The following is a 13,765-nucleotide window of genomic DNA, read 5'->3' on the forward strand; positions in this document are numbered from 1 at the left end:
CTAGTAAGTTTTTTTTTGTTTTAATTTTCTGATAGAAGCGTTCAATTCGAACCCTAAAAGCAGAATCATACAGTTTATCCAAATATAAAACATTAGAATTAATAATGTCCCAATAGAACCATAAAGTTCATTATATTTTGAAAATTTTATAACCCAAATTCCAAAAAAGAACGAAGATATAACAATTAAGATCGTTGTAAAAACAGAACCAATACTTATAAAAGGCACTTTATTATATTGCTTTGTTCCATAACGCAATAATATTGAAGAGGTTATTAAAATCATTAAAACAACAAACAGATACCTTCCTAAAATGATCAGCGGAATTCGATCACTCAACACATCCTGAATAATCGTTTTTTGAATAAAGACCTCAAAAACGACAATTGTCGCCACCGTAACAAACAGAATTATGGTCATTACTAGAGAAATGGCTAAGGCAACTAAATATTGATGCAAAAAACCTCGCTTATCAAAAACATGTTTGGATGATTCAAAACCGCTTAAAATTCCATTAATACCATTTGCCATTAAAAAAATCGAAAGCAAAAAACCTGACGATAACAAGCCTGAGTGACTATTATTTAAGATATCGCTAATGATTTTACTAATCGCATCATAAGTATTTGGCGGAACGCTTTGCTGAACGAACTGCAAGAAATCTTCCTGAAAATTGTCTATCGGAATAAACGGGATTAAGTTTAAGATGAACAGCGCAAAAGGAAACAAAGCCATGAAGAAACTAAAAGAAACGGCACTTGCATGATAAGAGAAAGCGCCATCAATAATCCCGATGGTATACATTTCAAGCAAATCATACAGCGAAAAACCTTCTAGCCAAGGCAGTTTTATTTTCTTCAAAAGTCGAACTAAAAAACGTACCACGGGTATTTTCTCAATCCGAGCTTCTATCTCTTTCGACATAAATTTTTGATTTTAGATTTGAGTCCCAATAGCTATCGGGAGATTTTAGATTTAAAACAAACTCATAACTTATAACTCAAAATTCATAACTTCATTAAAAAGCTTTCAAACTCAAATCCATATTATAAACTGAATGCGTTAGAGCTCCAGACGAAATATAGTTTACACCGCATAAAGCATATTCTCTAACCGTTTTTTCGCTGATATTTCCTGAAGATTCCGTTTGGCATTTTGTACCAATTAACTCAACAGCAGTTTTGGTGTCTTCATAATTGAAGTTATCAATCAGAATTCTATGAATACCATCACTCAATAAAATCTCTCTGATTTCATCCAAATCACGAGCTTCAACGATAATCTTTAAATCCAGATTATTTTCTTTTAAATATTCTTTAGTTTTAGAAATTGCACGAGTAATTCCGCCAGCAAAATCGATATGATTATCTTTCAACATAATCATATCGTACAAAGCATAACGATGATTTTCGCCTCCACCAATTTTTACAGCCCATTTTTCTGCAGCTCTAAAATTTGGAGTTGTTTTACGCGTATCTAAAATCTTTGCATTTGTTCCTTCCAAAAGCTCCATTAAATGGTTTGTTTTTGTAGCAATTGCAGACATTCTCTGCATCGTATTCAAAACAACTCTTTCGGCTTTTAATATAGACTGCGAGCTTCCTGAAACCTCAAAAACAACTTCGCCGTATTCAACATGCGTTCCATCTTCGATAAAAGTTTTCACTTTTAGTTTTGGATCAACATGTTCAAATATCATTTTAGCCAATTCAACACCAGCAATTATTCCCTGATCTTTTACCAATAATTTAGCTTGACCGTGAGCAGTGTCTGGAATACAAGCCAGCGAACTGTAATCACCAGGTCCGACATCTTCTCTAATGGCATTACTAATCAAAAGTTGTAATTCTGCTTGAAATTGTGCTTCGCTTATCATTTTTCTATTTTTAATAATAATGCTAAATTAGGATATATTTTATGGAATTAAAAGTTTCCATTCTACGAAAAGTTTTCTATTGACTTAAATTTTCATTTTAAAATCTAGAATAACGCATTTTATTAAACACATAGAAACATGGTTTTTAAAAACTTAAAAAAGGCGTTTCACTTTCATTAATGCACATAGCTGAACGTCAAAACTATGTGTTAAAATCTAGATTTTTTCTAAAATCTAAATGACTATAAATAAAAAAACTATGTTTCTATGTGTTTAAATTTTTCAACCAAAATCTACCTCAACAATTAAAAACATTAAATATCTTTGAGGTTCAATCAAGCAAAATTTATGGGATTAATTAAAGATATTTACTCGGTTTCTTTCTACGAAAAATTTGGTCAAGCTGTTGCCGAAGTGCATCCTTCATTCAATAAACAAAAATTCATTGAAGCCATTTATGAAGGTGATTTCGCCAAAAAAGAATGGAAAGACAGAATGAAACACACTACAGTTGTTCTGCATCAATTTATGCCTCAAAATTTTGTAGAAGCGACTTCTTTAATTGATAAAATCATCGAAAATTTAAAGAAAAACAGTTTTACTGAAGGAAATTTAACCTTCATTTTCTTCGCCGATTATATCGAAATGTATGGTTTAGACGATTTTGAAACTTCCGTTAAAGCCTTTGTTTCTATAACACAATTCATAAGTTGCGAGTTTGCCGTTCGTCCTTTCATTTTAAAATATAAAGAAAGAATGATCGATGAAATGATTAAATGGTCTTTACATGAAAATCATCACGTTCGTAGATTGGCAAGTGAAGGTTCAAGACCAAGATTACCGTGGGCTATGGCGATTCCGTTCTTGAAAAAAGACCCTACTTCCATTCTTCCTATTTTAGAAAATCTAAAAAATGATCCTTCAGAATATGTCCGAAGAAGTGTTGCCAATAATTTGAATGATATTGTAAAAGACAACCCAGAAATTGTTCTTGAAATCGCTTCAAGATGGAAAGGCCAAAGCAAAGAAACCGATGGAATTATCAAACACGGTTGCCGAACTTTATTAAAACAAGGACATCCTGAAATCTTAAGTCATTATGGTTTAGAAAGTACCAATATTGAGCTTTCTTCTTTCGAAATTAAAACACCTAAAGTAAAAATTGGAGATTATCTGCAGTTTCATTTTCACTTAAATAATAAAAACGAAGAGTCTAAAACCATTCGTTTAGAATACGCTGTTCATTACAAAAAAGCAAAAGGACATTTGGCGAAAAAAGTCTTCAAAATCAGTGAGAAAATTTATCATCCCAATCAATTAACGAAGATTGAAAGAAATCAGTCTTTTAAATTGATTACGACTCGCGTTTTTCATACCGGAATTCATCAATTGTCGATTATAATTAATGGAACTGAGAGTGAGGTTTTGGAATTTGAGTTGGTTGATTAATTTCTCATTTCATCATTTAAAATACTCCAGCGGAGTATAATATTTATAGAAAAAAATAATAACGCATAGTATTAAAGCTCCAGCGGAGCGACATATTTATTTCACCCCGCTGGGGGCTTTACGTTGCGTGACAACTATTTCTTCTATAAAAATTTCGTCCCGCTGGGACTTTTAAACTTAAATTTAATAAGCACATAAACCTTAGCTAAACGATTTTCCTTATTTTTATAACACAAAAAAATCCAAAAAACTTTTCTTAATCTAAATTAAGTTACAGACACGCATCACTGCTGTAATTTTGTTTTAAAATCAAATAATATCACATGTCAAACATCAGTTTAATCATCGAAGAACGCGCAGCCAATATTGGCAATTTTATGGTAGGAAGATTATTGCCTTTCCGTGAAAAAAGAGCTGTCGGACCATTTGTATTTATCGATCATATGGGACCTGCACATTTAAGTGACCACGAAAATATGGATGTTCCTCCGCACCCGCACATCGGACTTTCGACTCTTACTTTTTTGTTTGAAGGAAGTATTATGCACCGCGACAGTTTAGGAACAGAATTAGAAATAAAACCAGGCGCTGTAAACTGGATGACCGCTGGAAAGGGAATCGTTCACTCTGAAAGAACTCCTGAATATTTAAGACATTCTGATAAAATGCTTCACGGATTGCAGATTTGGGTAGCGCTTCCAAAAGAATTAGAGCAAATGGAACCTAATTTTACGCATGTTGAAGCAGACGATATTCCGGCTTGGGAAGAAGATGGTGTTTCATACAAATTGATTGCTGGTGAAGCTTTTGGAAAAAAATCACCAGTTCCTGTTTATAGTCCGTTGTATTTTATTGAAATCAAAAGTGCAGCCGCTAAGAAAATCAATATTGGAAAACATTTATTCGGCGAAAGCGGTTTATATATTTTAGAAGGAAGCATTAAAAATGGCGAACACACTTACGATCCGAGACAAATTCTGATTACTACAGAAAGTTCGCTTTGTGAATTCGAAATTGCCGAAAACTCTACCGTTTATATTTTTGGTGGCGAGCCATTTCCTGAAGAACATTTTATCTTTTGGAACTTCGTTTCTTCTGATAAAAACCTAATCGAAAAAGCAAAACAAGATTGGACAGCTCAAACTTTCCCGAAAGTTCATGGCGAAACCGAATTTGTTCCTTTACCTGAACCAAGAATTAAATAATTATGGATACAATTTCAGCAAAAATAGATACACGTTTGTATCGCACGGAAATCACTTCAGCAAGTGGAAATGTTTTAATTTCAGACGAACCTGTACAAATGGGCGGTAAAAATTTAGGTTTAAATCCGACTGAACTTTTGGCTTCATCATTGGCGTCTTGCACATTAATTACTTTACGAATGTACATTAATCGTAAACAATGGAACGTTGAAGAAATCAATATAAAAATTGATTTTGAAAGAGATTCAGAGCGAAATTGTACCTCATTTACCCGAAGAATTGAAGTAATAGGCGAAGTTGACGACGAGCAAAGACGTAGATTAGAGACAATTGCAAACAGTTGTCCGATTCATAAAACACTAACACATTCAATCGAAATTAAAACCACACTCATATAATTACCATGGAAATTCAACAAATAAACGATACAAGAAGAGGCTATTTTGAGGCAATCGAAGACGGAAAAGAAGCTGGAAAAATGACTTATACTTGGGCGGGAGATTCAAAATTCATCATCGATCACACTGAAGTAAGTCCAGATTTTAACGGAAAAGGTGTTGGTAAAAAACTAGTTATGGCTTCTGTAGAATATGCTAGAGCTAACAATCTAAAAATTATTCCGCTTTGCCCTTTCGCGAAAAGCGTCTTTGATAAGGTTGAAGAAATTCGTGATGTACTTTTTTCTTAATTTTAAGGGACAAAGGTTTAAAGTTACAAAGCGACAAAGGTTTATTGTAGAGACGCACTGCTGTGCGTCTTTTCTTTTTTATTCATACCAATTTATCATTTCGAGGAACGAGAAATCGCACTAGAAATTCCGCGAAAGTAAGTCAATCTCTGTCGATTACCGAGTGCGATTTCTCGTTCCTCGAAATGACAACTATAAGCAAAACTTTGAACCTTTGTCGCTTTGAACCTTTGAACCTCAAAGAAAAATCGTATATTTGCGCGTAATTTAATCTTAGAGTATGACAAGAATAATTACGCTTTTCTGTATTTTTATAGCACAAATCGGCTTTTCTCAATCAGCTGAGAGTTATTTAGAAAAAATCAGAAATAATGAAGCTCTCTTAACAGCTTTCTTTCAACAAATGCCCAAAGGAGGCGATTTACACCACCATTTTTCAGGATCCGTTTATGCAGAACCTCTTTTAGAAAGAGCTATTGCAGAAGACTTTTATTTGAATCTGGAAACAATGGCGGTTTCTAAAACCAAACCTGAAAAAGGGAACTGGGAAAACTTTTCTTCTCTTGCAAATAAAGGAAAACTAGATTATTACGAACAGCAAATCATGCAAACTTGGTCTGTTAAAGATTATAATGGTTCTGTTCCTTCTGATGATCAATTCTTTGATTCTTTCATGAAATTTGAACCTACAATTCAAGGCCATTTTGCTGAAGGAATGTTGGAATTAAAAAAGCGCGCAATCGCAGAAAATGTTTCTTATATCGAAACACAATTATCTACAATTCCGTGTGATATGAATGTTTCTGATTTGACCGATTTCAATACAAAATTACGTCAGGCAGCAGATCAAAAAGATGAAAAAGCAGTTTTGAAACTTTTGGACGAATTGTATAAATCTCTTCAGAAAAAAGATGCTAAAAAATACGCTGAAAATTTCAACACTAATTTCATTGCAAAACTGCATAAAGATTTAAAAATGGATGACGAAAAATTCACCATGCGCTATCAAAACTTTGTGCTTCGTTTTATGGAACCGGTAGATTTATTCAAGAATCTTGTTGTCGCTTTTATTTCGTCAAGCGAAAGCAAACTGACTGCCGGTGTAAACATCGTTTCTCCAGAACACGGACAGACTTCTATGAAAGACTACTGGCTACACATGGTGATGTTTAAATATTGCCATTCGAAATTTCCTGACGTAAAATATACGCTTCACGCGGGCGAATTGACTTTAGGTTTGGTTCAGCCAGAAGAATTGACTTGGCATATAAATGACGCCATTTACGTCGCAGGAGCAAACAGAATTGGTCACGGAGTTGACATTGCGTACGAAGCAAATTCATACGATTTATTGAAATATATGTCTAAAAATAATATTCCGATTGAGATCAATTTAGCGAGTAACGAATTCATTTTGAAAGTAAAAGAAAACAGACATCCGTTTACGCTTTACAAAGAATTTAATGTTCCAATCGTAATCAGCACAGATGATGCGGGAATTTTAAGAAGCAGTATGACAGAACAGTATGTTTTATTAGCGAAAAGATATCCTGATGTAAATTACGAGACAATTAAAAAGTACGTTTACAACAGTATCAATTACAGTTTTATTCAAGATGCTTCGGTTAAGAAACAATTATTGAAAGATTTAGACAGTCGTTTTAAAGATTTTGAAGCGAAATTTTCTAAAAATTAATATCTGCAATCTGTGCGAAAATTGCACGCAGATTTTACAGATTTAAGCTGATGAACGCAGATTTTTTTTAATGAAACATCAAAAATTAAATCTGCTTAAATCTGTAAAATCTGCGTGAAAAAAAAATATATAAATTATGATTCTAGAAGCAGCATTTCTTTATGTAAAACCAGAATTAGCTCCTCAATTTGAAGCTGATTTTGCGAAAGCAAGTCAATACATTTCTTCAATTGAAGGCTATTTAGCGCATCGTTTGGAAAAATGTTTGGAAATTGAAAACAAATATCTTTTGTTAGTGGATTGGAATACTTTAGAAAATCACACAATTGGTTTTAGGACCTCTGAAGCCTATTTGGAATGGAAAAAGATTTTACACCATTATTATGAGCCGTTTCCAATTGTAGAGCATTTTGAAACTGTTTTTGAGAGTAAAAAGAAATAATTAAGCTTTATTTGGCTAAAATTTAAACACATAGAAACATAGGCAAATTATCTTGTTTGAGAAATTAGAAAAAATCTAGATTTTAACACATCGCAATATTGTATTCAGCTATGTGAATTAATGCAAGTGAAATACCTTTTTTGCAGACAAAGAAAAACTATGTCTCTATGTGTTAAAAAATATATTTTAAATTTAATTCGTGCAATTCGTGGCAAAAACAAAATATGAACATCAAACTTATCGCAATAGGAAAAACAGATAACAAATCGCTTCAAACTTTGATTGACGATTACACTAAACGTTTATCCTTTTACATCAAATTTGAATTGGAGATTATTCCAGACATCAAAAACGTAAAAAACTTATCTGAAAGTCAGCAAAAAGAAAAAGAAGGTGAATTGATTCTTTCTAAACTTTCTGCAACAGATCAATTGATTTTATTGGATGAAAACGGAAAAAACTTTTCAAGCGTTGGTTTCTCTGAAGAATTACAAAAGAAAATGAATTCTGGTGTAAAAACTTTGGTTTTCGTAATTGGCGGACCGTACGGATTTTCTGAAACCGTTTACAAAAAAGCACAAGGAAAAATTTCGCTTTCGCTAATGACGTTTTCCCATCAAATGGTTCGTTTATTTTTTATCGAGCAATTGTACCGTGGATTTACGATTTTACGCAACGAACCTTATCACCATCAATGATTTAGTATTCAGTCGCAGTTTTAAGTCGCAGCTTTAATGCCGAAATAAATTCCTAGTTTATAAATTCTACTGGAAGTGTATCAAGATTATAAGTCACATCTTTTTGTAATATAATTTTATATTGGATGTATTCTTCATAACTCATATCCTTATCAAATAAAAACACCAAATCTGGGACTTTTTCAAATTTTATACTGTAAAATTGCTTCAATATTTCTGAAATTTTTATTTCCTGATTTGCCATAAAAACCTGTTGCTTTCCTTTTTTGAAGTAAACGACAAAGCTTCCTGCAGTCGGTTTTTCCATTTTATAAAACACTTTCGTGAAAGGCAAAAAGGCTAAATTCTTTCCAATAGAATCAGCATAAGAGTAATAGTTTTGAGCATTTTCATTTTTGTGCGCGCTATCAGCTCTTTTCTTTTCTTGCATTTTAATTACGTCCGGAATCACCGTTTTTAAAGGCAGACGCTTGTCAATATTAAAAATCCAATTGGTAGAAATAATAGCACTTTTTCGGTTTAAATCTGCGATTGTATCTTTTCCATCAACTTTAAAGAAAATATAGATCGGCGAATGATCTTGTACGTCTTTTACAATTGAAACATTTGATTTTGGCAATAAAACATCTTCTTTTTTTCCGCATGAAAATAGAAGGCAAATTATAAGTAGAGAAAAGTATTTCATATTTTTTCAGATAACTATTTTACGTAAAGTTTGTCATTCCGACGAAGGAGGAATCTCCACAAGAAACTCCTAAAAGTAATTCCAATCTTTGTCGACTCTGCAACGAAGATTCCTCCTTCGTCGGAATGACAAACTAAATGAAATTACATTTAAAAACTCATTTTACCAAACAAAGTAACACATTCCATAGCTTCTTTCACATCATGAACACGAAGAATTTTGGCACCTTTTATCAAAGCAATTGTATTCAAGAAAGTAGTTCCGTTTAAAGCTTCTTGTGGTGTAATATCTAGCGCTTTATAAATCATTGATTTTCTTGAAATTCCAGCTAAAACTGGTAGCTCCAAAATATTGAAAAGCTCCATTTTCTGCATCAATTCATAATTCTGATCGGTCGTTTTAGCAAAACCGAAACCTGGATCCAAAATCAAATCGTTGATTCCTAAACTTCTTGCTTTTTTTACTTTTTCTGAAAAATAAAAAAGTATTTCTTTTATCATGTCATCGTATTGCGTCAAACTCTGCATCGTCTGCGGATTGCCACGCATGTGCATCATAATATATGGAACGTTATAATGTGCGATTACGTCAAACATTTTTTCGTCTAATTCTCCAGCGGCAATATCGTTTATAATCGCTGCGCCGCTTTCTATACTCGCTTTTGCAACCTCAGCCCTGAAAGTATCAATTGATAATAATGTCTTTGGAAAATGCTTTAAAATCAATTCAATTGCAGGAACAATTCGGTCGATTTCTTCTTGTTCGGTTACAAACTCTGCGCTCGGTTTACTTGAATATGCTCCAATGTCGATGAAAGTTGCGCCTTCAGAAAGCATTTTATCTACTTGCGAAATTATTTCGTCTTCGTTTTTATATTTTCCTCCATCAAAGAAAGAATTTGGAGTAACATTCAGAATTCCCATTACTTTAGGAATCGACAAATCGATAAGTTCTCCTTTGCAATTAATTGTCATGATTTTTTTATTTTTTGTTTCAAGCTTCAAGTTTCAAGTTGATGTGATCGCACAAGTTCTGGAACTTGAAACGTGAAACCTGAAACTTTTAATATTACTTTCAAGTTAACCCCATTAACAATTTGTTTAGAAAAACTTGAAACCTGAAACTTGAAACTCTTTAATTTTTCCCTATTTTTGAAGAAATTTTAGCAAATATACAGCATATAAATGAAGAATACTTCCCAAGAATTTGATAATGTTATCGCGATTTGCCGAACATTGTTTATCAATAAAATGAAAGATTATGGTAGCGCATGGAGAATTTTAAGATTGCCATCGTTAACCGATCAAATTTTCATAAAAGCACAACGAATCAGAAGTTTGCAAGAAAACGATGTTCGTAAAGTTGATGAAGATGAAAAAGGAGAATTCATCGCAATTATCAATTATTCTATCATGGCTTTAATTCAGTTAGATCTTGGCGTTGTAGATCAGCCCGATCTTGACGTAGAAAAAGCAACTGAATTGTATGATGCTAAAGTACAATTGACCAAAGACTTAATGGAAGCTAAAAATCACGATTACGGTGAAGCTTGGCGTGATATGCGTGTAAGTTCTCTGACCGATTTGATTTTGCAGAAACTCCTTCGCGTTAAGCAAATTGAAGATAATAAAGGTAAAACTTTGGTTTCTGAAGGAATCGATGCCAATTATCAGGATATGATTAATTATTCTGTTTTTGCTTTAATACTTAATCCAATAAAATAATATTTAGCCACAAATTACACAAATCAAATTCGTGTAATTCGTGGCAGAAAAAACTTTACCCCATGAAAAACATCATTACCCAATTCTCCCGATTATTTGTCGGTGTCCTATTTATCATTTCCGGATTAATCAAACTAAACGATCCTGTTGGTTTCTCTTATAAATTGGCTGAATATTTTAGCGAGCCCGTTTTCAATATGCCTTTTTTAGAACCTTTAGCTTTAGGTTTAGCTATCTTTTTAGTGATTTTAGAAGTAGTTTTAGGCGTAATGCTTTTAGTTGGGTATAAGTCAAAGCTAACGATTTGGGCTTTATTATTATTGATTGTTTTCTTCACGTTCCTTACTTTCTACTCTGCCTATTTTGATGTAGTAAAAGATTGCGGATGTTTTGGAGACGCTTTACACTTAACGCCTTGGCAATCATTTACAAAAGATGTTGTTTTACTTTTCTTTATTTTGATTTTATTCATAAACAAAAAATTAGTGAAACCGTTATTTTCAAAAATGGTTACAAACATCCTTACTTTATTAAGCATTGTTTTGTGCGTTTTCATGGCCGTTTGGGTTATTAACCATAATCCGATTAAAGATTTCCGTCCTTATAAAGTGGGAACAAACATTGAAAAAGGAATGGAAATTCCGGAAGGCGCTCCAAAATCTGTTGTAGAAATGATTTTTATCTACAAAGTAAACGGAGTTGATAAAGAATTTACAGAGAAAGATTTAATGAATATTCCAGAAGGAGCCGTATTTGTTGATCGTAAAGACAAAGTAATTTCTGAAGGTTACGTTCCTCCTATTCACGATTTTACAATGACAAAAGATGATTCTGATTATAAAGAAGAATTATTAAAAGAGCCTAAATTGTTAATTTATGTAACTTACGATTTGAATTTATCGAATCCTGAAGGAATGAAAAAATTAGCAAAAGTTACAGCAGATGCAAAAGCAAAAGGCTACAAAGTAATCGGAATGACCGCTTCTGGAGCTGATGAAATCGCTAAAGCGAAAAAAGACTATGCTTTAGATATTGATTTCTATTTCTGCGACGGAACAGCTTTAAAAACGGTTGAAAGAGCAAATCCAAGTATTGTTGTAGTTAATGATGGAACTATAGCTCAAAAAGTACATTACAATGATGTTGATGATTTGAAATTATAAAATTTAAAAAAAATTATAAATTTTAAAAGCGCTATAAACAGTACGTTTATTAGCGCTTTTTTATTTTTTTAAGGTTTCACTTTCATAATAACATTTTAGATTTCGAATAATAATCCTACATTTGAATCAACCAAAAACTATTTAATAATGAAAAAACTGCTAAATATTTCAGTGCTTCTTGTTTTAATCTTAATCACAGGCTGTGACTCGTCTCATGTAGATTGTTCATCAGGACCTGTGTCACTTGCTTTTGAATTCGTAGATCAAGATTCTGGAGCTAATTTATTTGAAAACGGCACTTTTGACCGCACAAAGCCAGTAACAATAACAGATTTAAACCAAAACAAGGTTATTCAGTCTATTTATATAAATAGTAATAATTTAAATCGTCTAAACTTACTTGTAGGATTTGAACCAGGAACATATAATTATGCTATTAAATTTGAAGATAAAGTAGCGTTTGAGGTATCGGTTGTCACAGAAAGAGTAAAAGGAAAACATTGCACTAATACTGTACTAAAATCTAAAGAAATTAAAAATGCTACATACGCTGAAGATAAGAATACAGGAGCTTTTAAAATCTTGATTAATACAAAAAACTAAAATCAATTTTACTTTATAATTCTCTAATTTAATCAATGAAAAGGCTCTTTCAAACACTTATTTTCTCGTTCTCGATTTTATTTAGTATTTCAGGTTTCAGCCAAACTAAAAATGAAAATCAACGTTACATTTTCTTTTTCCATAACAAATTTGTTGAAGAAAATGATTTAAATGCAGTTCATCCAGAATATGGCAGAGCAGAATACAATGAGATTTTAGAATCTTATAGAAAAGATGGCTTTATTGTTTTTAGTGAAAAAAGAAAGAAAAACACCAATTCTGCAGAATATGCCGAAAAAATGGCAAAACAAGTCAAAAAGCTAATAAAGAATGGTGTTCCGCCAAATCACATAACAGTAGTAGGAACTTCACAAGGTGGTTATATTGCACAATATGTTTCTACTTATCTTTCAAATCCTGATGTAAATTTTGTTTTTATCGGTTGTTTCAGAGATGTCGATATTACAGAAATTCCGGATATTAATTTCTGCGGAAACATTTTAACCATTTACGAAAAATCAGATATTTATGGAGTTTCTGCCATCAAAAGAAAGGAAACTTCGAAGTGTAAAATAATTCATTTTAAAGAAATTGAACTTAATACAGGTCTAAAACATGGTTTTTTATACAAAGCTGCAGACAATTGGATTGCTCCAAGCAAAAAATGGGCAAATGGAAATTATGATTTGAATTAAGCATTCCAAAAAACATAAAAAAGTCTTCAATAATTTTTATTTTATTGAAGGCTTTTTTGATTGAAATCTGACGTTTTTTTGATTGAAATCTTCTTCCCTAAATAAAATTTTTATCATTTTTTTTCTTCTAAAATGTCTCAGTTAAAATAAAACACAATTTTTCAGCGCTACTATTACGATTTCAATAGGCTTTTTTCAACCAAAAAATGCCGATTTGTTACAAAATAAACGACTCTTCAAATTTTGTTAATGTACAATTGGCATTCCATTTGTTTGTTTAACTTTGTGAATTCAGTACCTAATAAAAAATAATTTTTATAAAATATGAAACAATTAGTCCTTGTCGTAATTGCATTTATTTCTTTTTCTTGCTCACAAGCTCAAAAAACAGCTTTTTCTAAAGAAGCTTTATCGGAGAAATTGCTTGCTCTTGACGGAAGTCAGGTTACTTTCAAAAACATCTTAAAAAAATATAAAGGAAAAACTTTGGTTATCGAAGTTTGGGCTTCTTGGTGTGGTGATTGCGTAAAAGCAATGCCAAAATTAAAAGAATTGCAAGCTAATAATCCTGATGTGTCTTACTTATTCCTTTCTGCAGATAAAACAGCAGATAAATGGAAAGCTGGAATTGAAAAACACGAATTAAAAGGCGATCATTTCATGATGAATGATGGTATGAAAGGTCTTTTTGGAAAAGCAATCGACTTAGATTGGATTCCGAGATATATTGTTGTTGACAAAACCGGTAAAATCGTTTTATACCGCGCTATAGAAACTGATTTCGAGAAAATCAATTCTACTTTACAAACATTGAAATAATTTTTCAATGGCAATGTCAAAA

At 32.2% G+C, this 13,765-nt stretch carries 16 protein-coding genes; 12 read left to right on the plus strand and 4 right to left on the minus strand.

Features of this window, described 5'->3' with window-relative positions; genetic code table 11:
• Together ACE01P_RS05820 and nadC are read right to left on the minus strand one after the other, a co-directional pair.
• Positions 1–924, minus strand: coding sequence for a YihY/virulence factor BrkB family protein (locus tag ACE01P_RS05820; protein WP_379695222.1), 924 nt, complete (start codon positions 922–924; stop codon positions 1–3).
• Positions 925–1,018: 94 nt separating this feature from the next.
• Positions 1,019–1,876: a carboxylating nicotinate-nucleotide diphosphorylase gene (nadC, locus tag ACE01P_RS05825; RefSeq protein ID WP_379695224.1), complete on the minus strand. Its 858-nt coding sequence runs from the start codon at positions 1,874–1,876 to the stop codon at positions 1,019–1,021.
• Between the two features lie 348 nt (positions 1,877–2,224).
• Between nadC and ACE01P_RS05830 the strand changes: the two genes are divergently transcribed.
• The 7 genes from ACE01P_RS05830 to rlmH all read left to right on the plus strand — a co-directional run bounded on the left by ACE01P_RS05830 (position 2,225) and on the right by rlmH (position 8,054).
• Positions 2,225–3,325, plus strand: a complete 1,101-nt coding sequence (locus ACE01P_RS05830) for a DNA alkylation repair protein (protein WP_379695226.1) — start codon at positions 2,225–2,227, stop codon at positions 3,323–3,325.
• Positions 3,326–3,648: 323 nt separating this feature from the next.
• Positions 3,649–4,530, plus strand: a complete 882-nt coding sequence (locus ACE01P_RS05835; RefSeq protein WP_379695228.1) for a pirin family protein — start codon at positions 3,649–3,651, stop codon at positions 4,528–4,530.
• A 2-nt stretch (positions 4,531–4,532) separates the two neighbouring features.
• The gene (locus ACE01P_RS05840; RefSeq protein ID WP_379695230.1) at positions 4,533–4,928 is read left to right on the plus strand and encodes an OsmC family protein; all 396 of its coding nucleotides are present in this window, start codon (positions 4,533–4,535) and stop codon (positions 4,926–4,928) included.
• 5 nt (positions 4,929–4,933) lie between these two features.
• A complete protein-coding gene (locus tag ACE01P_RS05845; RefSeq protein WP_379695232.1) occupies positions 4,934–5,218 on the plus strand; it encodes a GNAT family N-acetyltransferase in 285 nt (94 codons plus the stop codon).
• A 280-nt stretch (positions 5,219–5,498) separates the two neighbouring features.
• Positions 5,499–6,914: an adenosine deaminase gene (locus tag ACE01P_RS05850; RefSeq protein WP_379695234.1), complete on the plus strand. Its 1,416-nt coding sequence runs from the start codon at positions 5,499–5,501 to the stop codon at positions 6,912–6,914.
• A gap of 136 nt (positions 6,915–7,050) precedes the next feature.
• Positions 7,051–7,356 carry an antibiotic biosynthesis monooxygenase family protein gene (locus tag ACE01P_RS05855; RefSeq protein WP_379695236.1) on the plus strand — a complete coding sequence of 102 codons (306 nt, stop codon included), beginning with the start codon at positions 7,051–7,053 and terminating at the stop codon, positions 7,354–7,356.
• A gap of 224 nt (positions 7,357–7,580) precedes the next feature.
• Complete coding sequence (rlmH, locus tag ACE01P_RS05860) at positions 7,581–8,054, plus strand: 23S rRNA (pseudouridine(1915)-N(3))-methyltransferase RlmH (protein WP_379695238.1); 474 nt, start codon at positions 7,581–7,583, stop codon at positions 8,052–8,054.
• A gap of 52 nt (positions 8,055–8,106) precedes the next feature.
• Here the strand turns inward: rlmH and ACE01P_RS05865 are convergent, their stop codons facing one another.
• Together ACE01P_RS05865 and folP are read right to left on the minus strand one after the other, a co-directional pair.
• Positions 8,107–8,739 carry a hypothetical protein gene (locus tag ACE01P_RS05865; protein WP_379695240.1) on the minus strand — a complete coding sequence of 211 codons (633 nt, stop codon included), beginning with the start codon at positions 8,737–8,739 and terminating at the stop codon, positions 8,107–8,109.
• Between the two features lie 149 nt (positions 8,740–8,888).
• Entirely contained in the window at positions 8,889–9,713 is an 825-nt protein-coding gene (folP, locus tag ACE01P_RS05870) for a dihydropteroate synthase (protein ID WP_379695242.1), read from the minus strand.
• Between the two features lie 210 nt (positions 9,714–9,923).
• On the opposite strand from folP, the gene ACE01P_RS05875 reads away from it, so the two are divergent.
• The 5 genes from ACE01P_RS05875 to ACE01P_RS05895 all read left to right on the plus strand — a co-directional run bounded on the left by ACE01P_RS05875 (position 9,924) and on the right by ACE01P_RS05895 (position 13,743).
• Positions 9,924–10,463 (plus strand): DUF1599 domain-containing protein, encoded by a 540-nt coding sequence (locus tag ACE01P_RS05875; protein WP_379695243.1) that lies wholly within the window; start codon positions 9,924–9,926, stop codon positions 10,461–10,463.
• A 62-nt stretch (positions 10,464–10,525) separates the two neighbouring features.
• Positions 10,526–11,626, plus strand: a complete 1,101-nt coding sequence (locus tag ACE01P_RS05880) for a BT_3928 family protein (RefSeq protein ID WP_379695244.1) — start codon at positions 10,526–10,528, stop codon at positions 11,624–11,626.
• 147 nt (positions 11,627–11,773) lie between these two features.
• Positions 11,774–12,229 (plus strand): hypothetical protein, encoded by a 456-nt coding sequence (locus ACE01P_RS05885; protein ID WP_379695246.1) that lies wholly within the window; start codon positions 11,774–11,776, stop codon positions 12,227–12,229.
• A 35-nt stretch (positions 12,230–12,264) separates the two neighbouring features.
• Positions 12,265–12,924 carry a YqiA/YcfP family alpha/beta fold hydrolase gene (locus ACE01P_RS05890; RefSeq protein WP_379695248.1) on the plus strand — a complete coding sequence of 220 codons (660 nt, stop codon included), beginning with the start codon at positions 12,265–12,267 and terminating at the stop codon, positions 12,922–12,924.
• 324 nt (positions 12,925–13,248) lie between these two features.
• Complete coding sequence (locus ACE01P_RS05895; RefSeq protein WP_379695250.1) at positions 13,249–13,743, plus strand: TlpA family protein disulfide reductase; 495 nt, start codon at positions 13,249–13,251, stop codon at positions 13,741–13,743.
• Positions 13,744–13,765 lie beyond the last annotated feature (22 nt).

Origin of the sequence: Flavobacterium sp. HJSW_4 (assembly GCF_042436695.1) — a bacterium.
Taxonomy (GTDB): Bacteria; Bacteroidota; Bacteroidia; order Flavobacteriales; family Flavobacteriaceae; genus Flavobacterium.